Source organism: Tateyamaria sp. syn59 (assembly GCF_007995245.1).
Lineage (GTDB): Bacteria > Pseudomonadota > Alphaproteobacteria > Rhodobacterales > Rhodobacteraceae > Tateyamaria.
The window spans coordinates 617,935-634,512 of sequence record NZ_VCBA01000001.1; the positions used below are offsets into that span (position 1 = coordinate 617,935).

Here is a 16,578-nt window from a genome sequence, read left to right on the forward strand (position 1 = left end):
GTTTACCCTTGGAAGTCCTGCGCCAGTCTTGCGCCCGCGGCCGCGTATTCCTCTGCGATGCGTTCCACGATTGCCCCTGCTGGCTCAACGGATTTGACAGCGCCGATGCCCTGCCCTGATCCCCAGATGGTTTTCCACGCTTTCGGTTTGGATGACCCGAAGGAGAAATTCATCGAAGATGCGTTCGCCACCGGAAGATTGTCCGGATCCATGCCCGCCGCCTCGACCGATCCGCGCAGGTAGTTGCCCCAGACCCCAGTAAAAAGCGAGGAATAGACGATGTCTTCGGCGCCGCTGTCCACAATCATATCCTTGTACCCTTGCACGGCGTTCGCCTCGTCAGTCGCAATGAAGGGCGAGCCGACATAGCCGAAATCGGCCCCCATCGCGCGGGCAGCCAGCAACGCTTCGCCCGTTGCGATGGCACCGGACAGGGCAAGCGGGCCATCGAACCATTCGCGGATTTCCCTGATCAGGGCAAAGGGCGATTGTTGTCCTGCATGTCCCCCGGCACCTGCCGCCACCGCCACCAGACCGTCGGCACCCTTTTCGATGGCCTTGCGCGCAAAGGTGTTGTTGATGATGTCGTGCAAAACGACACCGCCGCAGGAATGGGCGGCCTCATTCACCTCGACGCGCGCGCCCAGCGACGTGATCCAGATCGGCACCTTATGGCGCGCGCAAATCTCAAGGTCCCGGTCCAGCCGCACATTCGACCGGTGCACGATCTGGTTTACGGCAAAGGGTGCTGCGGGTTGGTCGGGGTTGGCCTGGTTGTGCCGATCCAGCTCCTCGGAGATCCGCGTCAGCCAGGCCTCCAGCAATGGCGGATCACCGTCAGCCTCCCGTGCGTTCAAAGCCGGAAATGATCCAACGATGCCTGCCTTGCACTGGGCGATGACCAACTCCGGTACCGAAATGATGAACAGGGGTGCCGCGATCATCGGAATGCGCAACCCCTGCAAGGCCGATGGTAAACGGGTCTCCGCCATTACATCTCGGGCCACGGGTCCATCCTTCCCTGTTTCAAAAAATCCCCGCCGGAGGCTCCCGCACTCTCAATCCACGCCATGGTCAGAGCACCTCGAACAGACCAGCCGCGCCCATGCCGCCGCCTACGCACATGGTGCAGACGACATGCTTGACCCCTCGCCGCTTGCCCTCGATCAGTGCATGACCAACCATGCGCGCGCCAGACATGCCGTAAGGGTGACCGATCGAAATAGCCCCGCCATTCACGTTCAACAGCTCGTCCGGAATGCCCAGCGTATCGCGGCAATAGAGCACCTGAACCGCAAAGGCCTCGTTCAATTCCCAAAGCCCAATATCGTCCATGCCCAGCCCATGCGCCTCAAGCAGCTTGGGCACAGCAAAGACGGGTCCAATCCCCATCTCATCCGGCTCGCACCCAGCGGCCATGACGCCGATACACCGGCCCAAGGGTGAAAGCCCCTTCTTCTCGGCGAGCGACGCTTCCATCACGACAGCGGCAGACGCGCCATCGGACAACTGCGAGGCATTGCCCGCAGTGATGTACTCACCCTGCTCCACATGGATGCCGTTGGCAAAGACGGGCTTCAGACCCGCGATGTTCTCATACGTTGTGCCGGGGCGGTTGCCCTCGTCCTTGTCCAGAGTGACCTCATGTTCCGAGATCGCCTTGGTTTCCTTGTCCTGAAACTTCATTACGGTGGTAAGCGGTACGATCTCATCATCGAACTTACCCGCCTCCTGCGCCGCTGCTGTCCGTGCCTGCGACTGAACGGCATATCTGTCTTGCGCTTCGCGGCTCACGCCATAGCGCGCGGCGACCGTCTCTGCCGTTTCCAGCATGGTCATGTAGATCTCGGGCTTGTTCGCCTTCAGCCACGGATCGGCATGGGTCCGCATCTCCTGCGTTTGCACCATGGACACCGACTCGACCCCGCCGCCGACGACCACATCCATCCCGTCATGCACCACCTGTTTCGAGGCCGTTGCAATTGCCATCATGCCAGAGGCGCATTGCCTGTCCACGCTCATGCCCGCAACGGTCACAGGCAGGCCCGCGCGGATTGCGGCTTGTCGCGCCACATTGCCCGCCTGGTGACCTTGCTGGAGCGCCGCGCCCATGATCAAATCCTGCACTTCGCCGCCTTCCAGCCCCGCCCGCGCGGCAGCATGTTCAATCGCATGGGCTGCAAGCGTTTGCGGTGGTGTGGCGTTGAATGCGCCACGGTACGCCTTGCCGATGGGCGTGCGGGCGGTAGAGACGATAACAGCGTCGCGCATGATCAGATGTCCTTTTGGTTTGTGGCGGTTGGACCGGGGCGCTGCCCCGGGCCCCGGAGTTTATTTGGCAAGATGAAGCGGATTGGACGCTTACCAGTCAAGGTCCACCCCCTTCGCTTTCGCCGCCCGCAGCGCGTATTTGCGGGTCTGGGCAAATGCATTTTCAAGCGGTTCGGCACCCGTCGGGTCGGTTATCTTCGACCATGCAGCCGCCACGGCTTCCGGTGTGACATCACCGTCGATCAGCGCGCCTTGGGTTTCGGTGATCTGCGTTACGGCAAAGGTGCCGCCGCCCGCCGACAAGATCGTGCGGCTCGGCGCGTCCTTGCTCACCAGATACAGAACGCCGGGTGTGATTGTTTCCGGCTGCAAGAGGGCAAGGGCTGCGTCCGGCAGCAACCCTTCGGTCATTGCCGTAGCGGCAGTCGGGGCCAGCGTATTCACGCGGATATCGTCACGTGCACCCTCCAAATGAAGCGTATTCATCAACCCGACCATCGCGGCCTTGGCCGCTGCATAGTTCGACTGGCCGAAATTGCCGTAGAGCCCGGATCCGGATGACGTCAGAACGATCCGGCCGTACCCCTGCGCCCGCATAATCGGCCAGACCGCATGGCAGCACAGCGCCGTGCCCATCAGGTGCACGTCAATGACTTTGGCGAAATCGACCATGTCCATCTTGGCAAAGGTCTTGTCCCGCAGGATACCCGCGTTGTTGACCAGAATGTCGATCCGACCCCAGCGCTCCATAACCTGCGCAGCCATATCTGCGACGGCTTTTGCATCGGAGATGTCTGCTGCGAGGGAAAACGCGTCGCCGCCTGCCGCCTTGATCTCGGACACGACATCATCCGCGACATGCATATCGTTGATCACGACCTTCGCACCGCGTGCGGCCAATCCGAGAGCATGTGACCGCCCCAACCCGGCTCCTGCGCCAGTGACGATGGCCACCTGGTCGTCGAAGCGGATCATCCGCCCAGGGCCGCGCGGAACAGGTTCGGCCCGGTCATCACCTGAACTCCGCCTGACACCGGCAAGACTGCGCCAGTCAGATAAGCGCCGCCGCGCCCGCACAGGAATTGCATACAACCCGCGATATCCTCGTCCCGGCCCACACGGCCCAGTGGCACATCGGCACCGACTTTCTCGCGCATCCCTTCATCTGCGGTTGCAAAAGCTGTCATCTTCGACACAAACGGCCCCGGCGCCAGCGCATTCACCGTGACATGATGCGGCGCCAGTTCCTTGGCCATGATCTTGGTCATATGCAGAACGGCCGCTTTGGATGCTGCATAGGAATAAGCTCCATCCCCCATCGGCACCTCGCCCATCACAGAACCGACATTGACGACGCGGGCCGGGTCATCCGCCGTGCCGGTCTTGATCAGGACCGGCAACAGCGATTGCGTCAGATGGAACATGGCAGCGACGTTCACGTTCATCACCTTGTCCCAGGCCGCATGCGGAAACTGGCCCATGGGTGCGCCCCAGGTCACGCCCGAGTTGTTCATCAGGATATGCAGCGCGTCTGTCCGGCCCATCACCTCGGCCACCAAGGCGTCGATTCCCTCTTCGCTCCCGACGTCACCGGCGAAACCTTCGACCGAGCCGGGCGCGTCCATCGCATTCAACTCAACCGCCACCGCTTCGCAGGCATCGCCCTTGCGGCTCGCGATCAGCACGCGCGCACCGGCCATCATAAGGCCGGTGGCGGCCATCCGCCCGATACCGGTCGCACCACCGGTCACAAGGGCCACCTTGCCCTCCAATGAAAACAGGGTCTTGGGGTCCATCGCTTTTCCTCCCTTGCGCGGGCTACCGCTACGTCGCCCGGGCTTGCCGCTTTACAGCAGCATCTCCTCAACTGCAGGATGTGGCAAAGGCAGGCACATTGCACCCCTGCCGTTACGTCATGGGTGGGAGGACCCGATATGCACGCCATGCTCAGCACCGCCCCCGGCGGGCCAGAAACCCTGGAATGGACCAAAGGACAGACGCCTGAGCCAAAAAAGGGCGAGGTGCGAATCGCGGTCAAGGCAGCTGGCGTGAACTTCCCCGACACGCTGATCATCCGCGATCTCTATCAGGTCAAACCGCCGCGCCCCTTTGCGCCGGGCGGTGAGGTCGCGGGTGTTGTGGAGGCCGTCGGCGACAGTGTCACAACCCTTGCTATTGGTGACCGCGTGCTGGCGATGACCGGCTTTGGCGGTTTCACCACGCATCTGTGCGCGCAGGCGACGGCATGTGTGAAGATCCCTAATGACATGCCATTCGAGGATGCCGCCTGCTTCATTTTCACGTACGGAACGTCGCATCACGCGTTGAAAAACCGTGCAGAACTGAAATCAGGTGAGACGCTCCTGATCCTCGGTGCCGCCGGTGGTGTCGGTGCCGCAGCCATCGAATTGGGTAAAGCGGCAGGCGCACGGGTCGTCGCCGCGGTCAGTTCGCAGGACAAGGCGGATTTCTGCCAAGACCTCGGCGCTGATGACACGATCATCTACCCGCGCGAGATGGATCGCGATGCGCAAAAAGCACTGTCAGCCGAGATCAAGAAGGTCGTTGGACCCGATGGCATCCACGTCGCCTATGACGCGGTGGGCGGCGACTATGCCGAACCGGTGATCCGGTCCATGGCCTGGGGCGGGCGGTTTCTGGTGGTCGGGTTCCCAGCGGGCATCCCGTCGATCCCGCTGAACCTGACATTGCTCAAATCCTGTCAGATCGTCGGCGTGTTCTGGGGCGCTTCCATCTACCGTGATCCGGCGGGGCACATGCAGAACATTTCAGAACTCTTTGACATGTATGCCAAAGGACAGGTCAAACCGCGCATCTCGGCACGCTTTCCAATGCAGGACGCGGCCAAGGCGCTAACCCTGATCGCTGACCGCAAGGTGCTGGGCAAGGTGGTGCTAACAAACGCCTAAAGGTGGTGCAGATGCTGCGTGTCGTTAAAGCCCCGGACAATCATCCTGTCCTTGTGGATCACAAGACGGCTGATCGAGCCATTGGCAGCACCATGAAATGCAAACGGCTGCGCACCGCTGGCAATGGCCAAGGCGGCGCCAATCACACCACCATGAACGACGACGGCAACCCGCTCGTCCGCATGCGTTTCAGCGATGCTGAACAATCCTCTGCGCACGCGCGTAAAAAACGCATCGCGCGTCTCGGCGCCCGGGATGACGCCCCAGTCCTGCATTTCAACAACGCGCCGATAGATCGGATCCCCCTCCGCAGCCTTGATGCGGTACAGACCACCATCCCAGTCGCCCAGGCTCACCTCGTGCAAGTCGGGGTTTTCAATCGGCGTCATGCCCAGCTGCGCGGCCAGCGGTGCAGCCGTCTGGTGCGTGCGGATCAACTTTGTCACGTAAAGCGCTGCAAAGGTTTCATTTTTCAACCGCTCCGCCACGGCAATCGCCTGCCGCTCGCCTTGCGGGTGCAGGGGCGGATCACCATGCCCGTCCTTCATCGGAAAGGACACGCCGGGGCGCGCAGGCGCGCTTTCACCATGTCGGATCAGATACAGGTCTGCCGCCCCCGCAGGCGGCGCATAAACAGGCTGGCGGTACTCTTGCGTCATGCCCCATCACTTACACGAGGAGCCACCAGATGACCAATCGGCAGATCGTCGTCGCGAGCCTGCCCCTAGGCACTCTTGGTCCCGAGCATTTCGAGATGCAGGAGGCGCCCATGCCGGCGCCGCAGGACGGAGAAGTGCTGCTGCGCACCATCCTGATGAGCATCGACGCCGCGAACCGCTCATGGATGCAGGGCGCCACCTATCGCGACGCGGTCAACGCAGGCGACCCCATGCCCACCTACGCCATCTGCGAAGTGATGGAGAGCGCATCGCCCCGCCTCAGACCCGGTGACATCGTCGCCGCCGAAAGTGTCTGGGCTGATTATGTGACCCGGCCCGCCCACAAGCTCCAGAAGCTGCCCAAGGTCGAACCGCTGAGCCACTTGCTCAGCGTCTACGGCATTGCTGGCAAAACAGCCTTTCACGGGCTCATGCAGATCGGCCAGCCGCTTGCAGGCGAGACCATTGTGGTCAGTGCGGCGGCCGGTTCCGTTGGCGGCTATGTGGGTCAGATCGGCAAGGCGCTCGGCTGCAGGGTCGTGGGCATCGCAGGTGGGCCGGAAAAGTGCGCGTTTGTAACCCAAGAACTCGGCTTTGACGCCTGCGTCGATTATCGCGCAGGCGGCGTCTTCAAAGCGCTGCGCGCCGCCTGCCCCGATGGGATTGACGTCTATTTCGACAATGTCGGTGGCGAGATCCTCGAAACCACGCTGGGCCTGATGAATGAACGTGGGCGAGTCGTGTGCTGCGGTGCCATCAGCCAATACGACACGACCAACCCGACGGGGCCACGCAACCTACCCGGCGTCGTTGTTGTCAAACGCCTGCGTATGGAAGGGTTCATCGTCATGGACTTCGCCCGCGACGACGCAAAGGCAACCCGCGCCCTGCAAGCCTGGGTGGCCCAAGGCAAGATCAAGGTGACCGAAGACATCGTGGACGGCCTCGAAAACGCGCCGCACGCGCTGATCGGGCTGCTGAACGGCGACAACACCGGAAAGCGCATGGTTCGCGTGGGCGCCGATCCATGAGCATCGAAGCGGCCCTCAAAGGACTGCAAGCGCAGATCGGCACCGAGGTCGGTGTGTCGAACTGGATCGTCATAGATCAACCGATGATCGACCGGTTCGCAGACGTGACGCAGGACGACCAGTGGATACATACTGACCCTGCCCGCGCCGCGGAGACCAGCCTGGGCGGCACGATCGCGCACGGTTTTCTGACACTCAGCCTGGCGTCGCGATTCGCCTATGACTGTTTTCCGCTGCTGCCGGGGCAAAGCGTGGGCATCAATTACGGCTTCAACCGGCTGCGTTTCCTGACACCTGTTCGACCCGGGCAACGGTTGCGGGGACGCTTCACCCTACGGGACGTCACCCAGCGCTCCAGATCCGAGCTTCTGCGCGCATTCACTCTCACCATCGAAAGTGATGCGGGCGAAACCCCTGCCATTGTTGCAGAATGGCTCGCGCTGGCCGTGTTTGCGCAATCGCCACAAGGTACCTCTGGACAGACCTAGTCCAAACTCGCTAACACCTTGGGAACATCAAGGTATTTTCGATGACTTCTGCTCTGGTTCTCAATGGGCCCAACCTGAATCTCCTGGGTACACGGCAACCCGAAATCTACGGCGCGACCACCTTGCCGGAGGTGGAACAGATGTGCCGAGACCACGCCGCGGCGGGCGGTTACGACGTCACCTGCGCCCAATCCAACCACGAAGGCGCGCTTGTGGATGCGATCCATGCGGCCAAGGGCGTGCATGACGGTATCGTCCTGAACGCGGGCGCCTACACGCACACATCCATCGCGCTGCATGACGCCATCCTCAGCACCGAGTTGCCGGTTGTCGAACTGCACCTCAGCAACATCCATGCACGCGAAGCCTTTCGCCATCGCAGCTACATTGCGCCTGTGGCAATCGGAATGATTTGCGGCTTTGGCGTTGCTGGGTATACTTTGGCTTTGGACGCATTGATCGGGCATCTTGGGGGACGCACGTGAAAAGCTATCTGCACAGAATGTCGAACTGTCAGACCATCGAAGAGCTGTGGGAAGCCCACACGCGCAAGATGGAAGGCTACGGGTTTGACCGGCTGATCTATGGCTTTACCCGCTACCGCTCCGGCACGTCGCTTGGCGATCCCGAAGACTTCATCATCCTCACCAATCACGCCAAGGAATACACCGACGTCTTTCTGGGCGAACAGCACTACGCGCACGCGCCCATGGTCAACTGGGCCCTCAACAACGAGGGTGCCTGCAGCTGGGGCATCCTCAGCCAGATGCAATCTACCAAGACGCTCACGCCCTCCGAACAGCGTGTGCTGGAGTTCAACTATTCCAAGGGCGTGACAGCCGGTTACACGATCAGCTTCAAATCCGTGTCGGCACGGTCCAAGGGCGCCATCGCCCTGACCGCACGCGAAGGGATGAGCCAGGACGACATCGACGCCGTCTGGGCCGAGCACGGCCGCGACATCCACCTGATGAACAACGTGGCCCACCTGAAAATCCTGACCCTGCCCTACAGCGCGCCAAACCGGTCCCTGACCAAACGGCAACGCGAGGCGTTGGAATGGGTCGGGGACGGCAAGACCATGCAAGATATTGCAGTCCTCATGGGCCTTACATCGGCAACGGTCGAGAAGCACTTGCGTCTTGCACGCGAGGCACTGGCAGTGGAAACAACGGCACAGGCCGTTCTTAAGGCGGCCTTCGCCAACCAGATGTTTATCCTCGAGGCCTAACCCATGACAAAATCCGTTCTGCGGTATCTGAGCCACCCCCAGGTTCAGATCAATCCCGATGTGGAAATCACCGAATGGTCCCTGAACGACGTCGGTCGTGCGCGCATCGACGCACTGGCCGCTGTTGCGCAAGACCGTCTTGACGGCACCGTCGCGGTCTTTTCCAGCCCCGAACGCAAAGCCTGTGACGCGGCAGAGCCGATTGCCGCCGCGCTCGACCTGAGTGTCCAGATTGCGCCGGACAGCTACGAGAATGATCGCAGCTCAACCGGCTATTTGCCCTCTGCGGAGTTCGAGAAAACCGCCGACATCTTCTTTGGCAAGCCCGAGGAATCTGTCCGTGGCTGGGAACGCGCCGTTGACGCGCAAACAAGGATTCTCCGCAGTGTTAAAGGGGTTTTGCGGGACGCACCCGCCGGAGATGTGTTGATTGTCGGACACGGTGCGGTCGGAACGCTGCTTTTTTGTGCGATCAAAGGATATCCCATCACACGGACCTATGATCAGGGCCCGGGAGGTGGCGGAAATCTTCTCATGTTTGACCGTGAAACACTTGAAATCAATAGTGAATGGCAGAGTTTGGAAAGCCACTTTTTGCTTTAGAAATTAAGAGGTTCGGCTCCGGGTCCGTATAGCCCGCAGTCCCCTATATGAAACAATAATACCGGTAACCTTGCGTCATTCGTAATTTTTGACCGTTAGGTAAGGAATCCCCCACTTTGCTAATCCCCGGTAAATTTGGCATTGTATGCGTGTTCCGTGAGTGGTGGCTTTAGCCAGGGAACAGCGGGGCGGACCCTTCGCCATTTCGAAGGCTCTTCGCGTCGACCGGTCTAACCGGAGCCGGTTCACCTGTGTATTGATCCGCAGGTGGGCCGGATTTGTTGCGTCCACGAGTCTCATCCCCGTGGCCAAGGACGCAGACAAAAGGGCGGGATTGCGACCCCAAACGCGATCCCGCCCACCCTTCCTTTTTCTCAGGCTATGATTGCATCCGTCGCCGTCCGGATGGTGGTAGACATATCTGCATCCAGCGCCGAATGCGCCGTCCCGCCCAGTATCTGCAACCGGGACGCGGGCCAGTCTTGTGCTAACGCCCATGCGGTTCGCAACGGACACGACGGATCGAACCGGCTGTGGATCATGGTGCACGGAATATGGGCCATGGCCGCGACATTCCTGCGCAGCGCGTCTTCGCCTAACCAAGCCTGATGCGCAAAATAATGCGCCACGATCCGCGCAAACCCCAGGCGAAAGCCCGGCTCGGCATAGCGCGACGCGGGATCCCGAATATCTCCCCCAAAGATCGCCGTTTCCCACTGGCACCACGCGTCCGCCGCCGCCTGTGCCCGGCCCGGATCCCGCAACCGCTTCGCGTAGGCCGCTATGCGCCGGGGCGTCGCCGCCGCCTCATCTGAGACCTCAGGTACATGCCCGCAAAACGCCGCATAGGCTTCGGGAAACATTGCGCCCACGTCGCCGTACAGCCACTGCAGATCGCGTGCCGCCGTCGTGGCCACGCCCGCCAGTACCATCGCGCGCACGCGGTTAGGATGCGCTTGAGCATATGCCATCGCCAGCGTCGTCCCCCACGACCCGCCAAACAGCACCCACGCCTCAACACCCAGATGCGCGCGCAACGCTTCGATATCCGCAATCAGATGGGCCGTCGTATTCGCATCCAACGCGGCCAGCGTTTCGGACGCCAGCGGCCGCGACCGGCCACAGCCCCGCTGGTCCAGCAAGGTCACCCGGTAGCAGCCGAGGTCAAACAGATCATAATGCCCCGGCCTGCACCCTGACCCCGGACCGCCATGCAGCACCAGCGCATCCACGCCCTGCCCCACCTGCTCAAACCACAGGCGGTGTCCATCGCCCACATCCAGAAACATCGCAGCCCTCCAAAGCAAAACGGCGCGCCCTCATGGACGCGCCGTTTCGAACTCAATGCAAGGAGAAGCTTAACCTTGAGCGGCCTTGGCCACCTCGGCTGCAAAATCTTCCTTTTCGACCTCGATGCCTTCACCCACTTCCAGACGGGCAAAGCCAGTGATGGTGGCACCAGCCTCGGTGGCTGCGGCTTCGACCGTCATGTCAGGATTCACCACGAAGGACTGGTTCAGCAGCGTCGCCTCGGCCACGAACTTCTTCATGCGGCCCACAATCATCTTCTCGATGACCTGCTCTGGCTTGCCGCTCTCGCGGGCGATGTCCATCTGGACCTGCTTTTCCTTCTCGACCACGGCGGGGTCCATGTCGGCCTCGGACAGGGCAGCTGGGTTCACAGCGGCGATGTGCATCGCAACCTGCTTGCCAAACGCCTCGTCACCACCATCCATGGCCACCAGAACGCCGATCTTGCCCATACCGGCCGTCGCGGCGTTGTGGACATAAGACACAACCGTGCCGCCCGAGATTTTCGCCATGCGACGCACGGACATGTTCTCACCAATGGTCGCGATCTTGTCGGTCACGACGTCGGCCACGGTCTTGCCACCCATGTCGGCAGCGACCAGCGCGTCCACATCATCAACGCCCAGAGCGGCGGTTGCGATGCCCGATACCATTTCCTGGAACTCGGCGTTCTTGCCGACAAAGTCGGTTTCCGAGTTCACCTCGACGGCCACGCCCGTACCACCGTCCACGACGACAGCCACCAGACCTTCGGCAGCCGTGCGGCCCGACTTTTTGGCGGCCTTCGCCAAACCCTTGGTGCGCAGCCAGTCCACGGCGGCTTCCATGTCGCCATCGGTTTCTGTAAGCGCTTTTTTCGCGTCCATCATGCCTGCGCCGGTGCTGTCGCGCAGTTCTTTCACCAATGCTGCTGTGATTGCCATCTCTCGGCTCTCCTCAAGTAGGTGTGTGCTGCGGCAGGGATTAGCCTGCCGCATATGTCAGTTCCGTGACGCTTCAGCTCTCGGCAGGTGCTTCTGCTGCGGCTTCCTCGGCAGGCGCCTCTTCGGCGACAGCTTCTTCGACCGGGGCCTCTTCCATCGCACCCAGGTCAACGCCAGCGGCACCCAGTTGGGCACTCATGCCGTCCAACGCTGCGCGCGAAGCCAGATCGCAATAAAGCGCGATGGCACGGGCCGCGTCGTCGTTGCCGGGGATGATGTAGTCCACACCATCGGGCGAGCAATTGGTGTCCACGACAGCGACAACCGGGATGCCAAGCTTGTTGGCTTCGGCCACGGCCAGCGCTTCTTTCTTGACGTCGATGACGAACAGCAGGTCGGGACGGCCGCCCATCTCACGGATACCGCCAAGCGAAGCCTGCAGCTTGCCCTGGTCACGCTCCATGCCCAGACGCTCTTTCTTCGTCAGACCTTCAAAGCCCGTCTCGGCTTGCTCGTCGATGGACTTCAGACGGTTGATCGACTGCGACACGGTCTGCCAGTTGGTCAGCGTGCCACCCAGCCAGCGGTGGTTCATGTAGTATTGCGCGCATTTCTCAGCAGCTTCCGCCACGGGGCCGGACGCTTGACGTTTCGTGCCCACAAACAGGACGCGGCCGCCCTTGGCGACGGTGTCGCGGATCGCCTGTAGCGCCTGATCCAGCATCGGAACGGTCTGTGTTAGGTCCATGATGTGGATACCATTGCGAGAGCCGTAGATGAACGGCGACATGCGCGGATTCCAACGCTGTGTCTGGTGACCAAAGTGAACGCCAGCTTCCAGCAGCTGGCGCATGGTGAACTCGGGAAGAGCCATGTGCTTTATCCTTTTTCCGGTTTTCGCCTTGCCCAGGGTATCAACGCGGATGCGTCAACCGGTGGACATCTGGGGATGTCTCCCCCATCTGCCCGCCCCGAACTGCGGATTGATGCGCGCGCCTTACGGCAGCCGCCCCCGATTGACAAGTCCCAAATGCCCCACCGGCCGCAATACCATTTCTTCTGGCCGCAAATACTTCGGGAAATCCGCAGGACGGGGCAGAGCCCTGGAAAAATATCGTCGCGCGCCAGCGCGGCCTTTGGATCGGCCAACTCTATATCTTGTGGGTAAGGTCCATCAGACACATAGTCCGGTGCACAACCGGTGCACAACCGGTGCACGGGATGTGCACAAGGGGCGCACGCATGGTGCACACTGTGCAGCGCGCGCCGACATGCCGCGCGATGCAACAGATGGTTAAATTTCTGAATTGCTGTTAACCCGCCCTTCATCCGCAGCAAGGCTATGACTGCCGCGTACAACCACCTCTGCCGCAGCCGCCAGCGCCTTGCGATCCGCCACGTCCGAGACCGCAATCGCCGGGTGATAGATAACCTCGACATGACCATGCCGCGGCAAGGCAAGCGTCGCCAGCAGATGCGTGCCAAACTCCATTTCCCCCCACCAGCCATAGGTCCGCGGGTCGCGCCCCTTGGGGGCATGATAAACCACAGTAACCGGCTGGACCGACATGCGCGGGCGCAGAGCATCCGCAAAAAAGGAGGCAAAGAGCGTCGTCTTGAACGGCAGCACGCGCAGCCCGTCGGTGCTGGTTCCTTCAGGAAAAAACAGCAGGCGCTGACCGGCCAGAAGCCGTTCTTCGAACAGCGCGGTCTGAACCTTGGCTGCTCGTCGATCCCGTGCAATGAACAAGGTGCCTGTGGCGCGCGCCAGCGCGCCGATCCCGGGCCAGCCCGCCACCTCCGACTTCGACACGAAATAGATCCTGTCCGCCGCGTTCAGCGCAAAAATATCCAGCCATGACGAATGGTTAGCCACAATAGCACCCTGCCCCGTCATCGGTTTGCCCGTCCTGCGATAGGCCAGCCCAAGCCAACGCAGCGACGTACGGCAAACGATCTGCGTGATCCACGGTGTCCACGGGCGGCGGAGCCCGAACAGGGGGCCTTCGATCAGTCGCAGCGGCAGCAACAGGGCAAGACCGGTCAGAATGATCAGGATGATCCCAAGGCCGCGCCAGACGATGCGCAGCGTGGCACGCAACCCACGCGCCACATGCTCGGGCGGCGGCGCACCATCCCATGTCATGCTCATGATTGTGCACCATAAATACGCTTTTGCCGTTCGGACATGGCGGCCGTGTCCATGACCAGGCAAACGTCGGTTGTGTTGAACCCATGATCCACATATGCGCCTTCGCCAACCATGCCGCCGAGCCGCAGATAGGCCTTGATCAACGCAGGCACTTCGACCATCGCAGCGCGCCGGTCGATCTCGTTTTCGGGCAGCAGATCCATCGACACGGCATGGGGCGCGCGGGCCTGCACCCGCAGCTCTTGCGGCGCCAGATGGCGGTGGTGCAGCAGCGACAGGGGCTGCGCGAGGCGCTGCACATCCGTGCCGTGGAAGGACGCCACGCCGAACATGATGTCGATCCGGTGCTCCGCCACATATGCCGCGAGGCCGTTCCACAGATGATACATCGCTGGCCCGCCCCGATAGGCTGGATGCACGCAAGACCGGCCCAATTCCAGCAGGCGCCGTCCCGTGGCGCGCAAGGGTGTCAGATCATACTCATCCTCGGAATAGAACTGGCCCGCCGCCTCAGCCTGCGTGGCGCGCAGCATCCTGTAGACGGCCACCACCTGCCCTGCGGCATCGTCGTGCAGGATCAGGTGGTCAAAGAACGGGTCAAACCGGTCCCGCTCCAGCCCCGCTGCGTGATCAACCAGAGGCCCACCCCCGCCCAATTCGCGCACGAACACATCATATCGCAACCGCTGCGCGGCTTGCAGTTCGGCAGCAGTGTCCACAAGCGAGACGCGGAATTCAGGCACGTGGGTCAGGGTCATCGCGGGCGGTGTAGCGGGATCATTTGAATTTTGGTAGCCGCTGGGATGCAGATGCGACCACAGGTTGCAACGCGTTAACAATTCGGAAAGGATGTTCAGGCATCAAACACTGGGATCAACGCAACCCGCGTCCCGTCGATCACCACCTTGCCCTCATTGGGAAAATTCACGGTGACCTTGGCGGCGACGTTGCTTTGAACCTGTCCGATCCCCCAGTCCTCATACTGGGGATGACGCACCAACATACCGGGGGCCAGAATGGCGTTTAGATCTTCCATGATGTGGCCTTACCAAATTCTTAACTGGGGGGCCGCTGATGGGCCAAAGTAACATCAACCTTGCGGCATTGATTGGCAGCAGGATCTGCCATGACCTCATATCGCCGATCGGAGCGATCAACAATGGGCTCGAACTGTTGGGTATGTCCGATGCGCGTGAGGGGCCGGAACTTGATCTGATCTCGGAAAGCGTCGGAAACGCCAGCGCGCGCATCCGTTTCTTCCGCATCGCCTATGGTGCCGCCAGCGATCAGTCCCTTGGCCGGGCCGAGGTGGTGTCGATCCTTGCCGACAGCATGCGCGGCGAGCGACTGAAAGTGGTCTATGGCCCGCTGGATCCGCAGCCCCGATGGGGGGTGCGTATGGCGTTCCTTGCGGTGCAGTGCCTCGAAACCAGCCTGCCCTATGGCGGTCGGATCGAGATTGCCTGTTCCAACGGGGTATGGGACATCACTGGCCATTCGCCCAAACAGAGCGTGGATGCGGGCCTTTGGGGCCTGCTGAAGGGGCAGGACGTCGATGAACTCGCGCCCGCCCATGTTCAATTTGCCCTGCTGCACGAAGTGGCGCAGGACGCAGGCCGCAGTTTGGAGACGGAAGTGACGCCCGAAAAGCTGTCGATCCGGTTCTGATGATCAGGACCTGACAGTCCCGTCACCACGCACCAGATACTTGAAGCTGGTCAGTTGCGCCGCCCCGACCGGACCGCGAGCGTGCATCTTGCCCGTCGCAATCCCGATTTCGGCGCCCATCCCAAACTCGCCGCCATCGGCAAACTGGGTGGAGGCGTTGTGCATCAGGATGGCGCTGTCCAATTGTTCAAAGAACTGAGCAACGGCCCCTTCATCTTCGGTCAGGATACAATCCGTGTGGTTCGACCCGTAGGTGCGAATGTGCGCGATGGCGGCGTCAATATCCGGAACGATCCTAGCCGCGATGTCCATGTCGAGGTATTCCTTGCCCCAATCGGCCTCAGATGCGGCCAACACGCCGTCAATGGTCTGTAAACCGATATCGGCATGCACGCGCACTCCGGCATCCATCAAAGCCCGCACCACACCTTGTCCGATGGTGTTTGCAATATCAGCGTGGATCAGCAGGCATTCGGCGGCGCCACAGATGCCGGTGCGGCGCGTCTTGGCGTTCAGAACGACCTTCAGCACCTTTTCGGGGTCCGCCGCCTTGTCGACATAGATGTGTACGATCCCTTCCAGGTGGGCGAACACGGGCACGCGTGCCTCGCGCTGCACCAGACCCACCAGCCCCTTGCCGCCGCGCGGTACGATCACGTCGATGGTGTCGGTCATTGTCAGCATCTCGCTGACCGCCGCGCGATCACGGGTGGGAACCCTCTGGATCGCGTCTTCGGGCAGGTTCGCATCGCGCAAGCCGGCTTGTAACGCGGCATGAATAGCAGCAGAGGAGTGAAAACTCTCGCTCCCGCCGCGCAGGATCACGGCGTTGCCCGCCTTGAGACACAGCGCACCGGCGTCGGCCGTCACGTTGGGACGGCTTTCATAAATGACACCGACGACGCCCAGCGGCGTGCGGACGCGCTGAATGCTCAGACCTGTCGGCTGCGTCCACTCGGCCATCACCTCGCCCACCGGATCGGTCTGTTCCGCAACGGCGCGCAACCCGTCCACGATGCCCCGAATGCGGTCTTCGTCCAGCCGCAGCCGGTCCATCATGGCATCTGTCAGGCCCTTTTCACGCCCGAACGCCATATCCTTTTCGTTGGCGACCAGGATCGCATCGCGACTGTTCCAGACATGATCCGCGGCTGCAATCAACGCAGCATGCTTGCGTTCCGCGCTTGCGAAAGCGAGCGTCGCGGCAGCGGCCCTGGCACGCGCGCCAATATCGGCCATGAGCGTGGGGATGTCAGCGAAGTCTTTCATGTGTGAGGTCCTTTGCAGGCGATGCGCCAGAAAGTTTCGTGC

19 protein-coding genes are annotated in these 16,578 nt (G+C 61.5%); 7 read left to right on the top strand and 12 right to left on the bottom strand.

The genetic code is table 11. The annotated features are described in order from the left end of the window. Positions 1 to 2 precede the first annotated feature (2 nt). From FD715_RS03130 to FD715_RS03145, 4 genes are all read right to left on the bottom strand, one after another. Entirely contained in the window at positions 3 to 992 is a 990-nt protein-coding gene (locus tag FD715_RS03130) for a nitronate monooxygenase family protein (protein ID WP_147104988.1), read from the bottom strand. 82 nt (positions 993 to 1,074) lie between these two features. Continuing rightward, positions 1,075 to 2,271 (bottom strand): acetyl-CoA C-acyltransferase, encoded by a 1,197-nt coding sequence (locus tag FD715_RS03135; RefSeq protein ID WP_147104990.1) that lies wholly within the window; start codon positions 2,269 to 2,271, stop codon positions 1,075 to 1,077. 90 nt (positions 2,272 to 2,361) lie between these two features. Beyond that, positions 2,362 to 3,246 (bottom strand): SDR family NAD(P)-dependent oxidoreductase, encoded by an 885-nt coding sequence (locus tag FD715_RS03140; RefSeq protein ID WP_147104993.1) that lies wholly within the window; start codon positions 3,244 to 3,246, stop codon positions 2,362 to 2,364. Next, positions 3,243 to 4,067, bottom strand: a complete 825-nt coding sequence (locus FD715_RS03145; protein ID WP_147104997.1) for an SDR family NAD(P)-dependent oxidoreductase — start codon at positions 4,065 to 4,067, stop codon at positions 3,243 to 3,245. Before FD715_RS03145 ends, FD715_RS03140 begins: the two co-directional genes overlap by 4 nt. A 138-nt stretch (positions 4,068 to 4,205) precedes the next feature. Here FD715_RS03145 and FD715_RS03150 point away from each other — a divergent pair, with 138 nt between their 5' ends. Beyond that, on the top strand, positions 4,206 to 5,201 hold the full coding sequence (locus tag FD715_RS03150) for an NADPH:quinone oxidoreductase family protein (RefSeq protein ID WP_147105002.1): 996 nt from the start codon (positions 4,206 to 4,208) through the stop codon (positions 5,199 to 5,201). On the opposite strand, the gene FD715_RS03155 is transcribed toward FD715_RS03150, so the two are convergent. After that, positions 5,198 to 5,860, bottom strand: coding sequence for a histidine phosphatase family protein (locus FD715_RS03155; RefSeq protein WP_147105005.1), 663 nt, complete (start codon positions 5,858 to 5,860; stop codon positions 5,198 to 5,200). The genes FD715_RS03150 and FD715_RS03155 overlap by 4 nt on opposite strands. A gap of 29 nt (positions 5,861 to 5,889) precedes the next feature. Between FD715_RS03155 and FD715_RS03160 the strand changes: the two genes are divergently transcribed. Genes FD715_RS03160 through FD715_RS03180 form a run of 5 tightly spaced genes read left to right on the top strand, consistent with a single transcriptional unit; the run spans position 5,890 to position 9,213 of the window. After that, a complete protein-coding gene (locus tag FD715_RS03160) occupies positions 5,890 to 6,891 on the top strand; it encodes an NADP-dependent oxidoreductase (protein WP_147105008.1) in 1,002 nt (333 codons plus the stop codon). Then, positions 6,888 to 7,379, top strand: a complete 492-nt coding sequence (locus tag FD715_RS03165; protein ID WP_147105012.1) for a MaoC family dehydratase — start codon at positions 6,888 to 6,890, stop codon at positions 7,377 to 7,379. Before FD715_RS03160 ends, FD715_RS03165 begins: the two co-directional genes overlap by 4 nt. A gap of 41 nt (positions 7,380 to 7,420) precedes the next feature. Next, complete coding sequence (gene aroQ, locus FD715_RS03170; RefSeq protein WP_147105014.1) at positions 7,421 to 7,864, top strand: type II 3-dehydroquinate dehydratase; 444 nt, start codon at positions 7,421 to 7,423, stop codon at positions 7,862 to 7,864. 17 nt (positions 7,865 to 7,881) lie between these two features. Continuing rightward, positions 7,882 to 8,610 (top strand): LuxR family transcriptional regulator, encoded by a 729-nt coding sequence (locus FD715_RS03175; protein ID WP_147105225.1) that lies wholly within the window; start codon positions 7,882 to 7,884, stop codon positions 8,608 to 8,610. A 3-nt stretch (positions 8,611 to 8,613) separates the two neighbouring features. After that, positions 8,614 to 9,213 carry a histidine phosphatase family protein gene (locus FD715_RS03180; protein WP_147105017.1) on the top strand — a complete coding sequence of 200 codons (600 nt, stop codon included), beginning with the start codon at positions 8,614 to 8,616 and terminating at the stop codon, positions 9,211 to 9,213. Positions 9,214 to 9,587: 374 nt separating this feature from the next. Here the strand turns inward: FD715_RS03180 and pip are convergent, their stop codons facing one another. The 6 genes from pip to FD715_RS03210 form a co-directional block, all read right to left on the bottom strand. Further along, positions 9,588 to 10,502 (bottom strand): prolyl aminopeptidase, encoded by a 915-nt coding sequence (gene pip / locus FD715_RS03185; RefSeq protein WP_147105020.1) that lies wholly within the window; start codon positions 10,500 to 10,502, stop codon positions 9,588 to 9,590. A gap of 69 nt (positions 10,503 to 10,571) precedes the next feature. After that, on the bottom strand, positions 10,572 to 11,447 hold the full coding sequence (tsf, locus tag FD715_RS03190; protein WP_147105024.1) for a translation elongation factor Ts: 876 nt from the start codon (positions 11,445 to 11,447) through the stop codon (positions 10,572 to 10,574). Positions 11,448 to 11,520: 73 nt separating this feature from the next. Next, a complete protein-coding gene (gene rpsB / locus FD715_RS03195) occupies positions 11,521 to 12,321 on the bottom strand; it encodes a 30S ribosomal protein S2 (protein ID WP_147105027.1) in 801 nt (266 codons plus the stop codon). Positions 12,322 to 12,741: 420 nt separating this feature from the next. Beyond that, positions 12,742 to 13,599 (bottom strand): lysophospholipid acyltransferase family protein, encoded by an 858-nt coding sequence (locus FD715_RS03200; protein ID WP_147105029.1) that lies wholly within the window; start codon positions 13,597 to 13,599, stop codon positions 12,742 to 12,744. Next, the gene (locus FD715_RS03205) at positions 13,596 to 14,357 is read right to left on the bottom strand and encodes a GNAT family N-acetyltransferase (RefSeq protein ID WP_147105032.1); all 762 of its coding nucleotides are present in this window, start codon (positions 14,355 to 14,357) and stop codon (positions 13,596 to 13,598) included. Before FD715_RS03205 ends, FD715_RS03200 begins: the two co-directional genes overlap by 4 nt. A 95-nt stretch (positions 14,358 to 14,452) precedes the next feature. Next, positions 14,453 to 14,635 carry a DUF3553 domain-containing protein gene (locus FD715_RS03210; RefSeq protein ID WP_147105035.1) on the bottom strand — a complete coding sequence of 61 codons (183 nt, stop codon included), beginning with the start codon at positions 14,633 to 14,635 and terminating at the stop codon, positions 14,453 to 14,455. Positions 14,636 to 14,673: 38 nt separating this feature from the next. On the opposite strand from FD715_RS03210, the gene FD715_RS03215 reads away from it, so the two are divergent. Continuing rightward, positions 14,674 to 15,267, top strand: coding sequence for a histidine phosphotransferase family protein (locus tag FD715_RS03215; RefSeq protein WP_147105038.1), 594 nt, complete (start codon positions 14,674 to 14,676; stop codon positions 15,265 to 15,267). Positions 15,268 to 15,270: 3 nt separating this feature from the next. Here the strand turns inward: FD715_RS03215 and FD715_RS03220 are convergent, their stop codons facing one another. Then, positions 15,271 to 16,536, bottom strand: coding sequence for a glutamate-5-semialdehyde dehydrogenase (locus tag FD715_RS03220; RefSeq protein ID WP_147105041.1), 1,266 nt, complete (start codon positions 16,534 to 16,536; stop codon positions 15,271 to 15,273). Between the last annotated feature and the right edge of the window lie 42 nt (positions 16,537 to 16,578).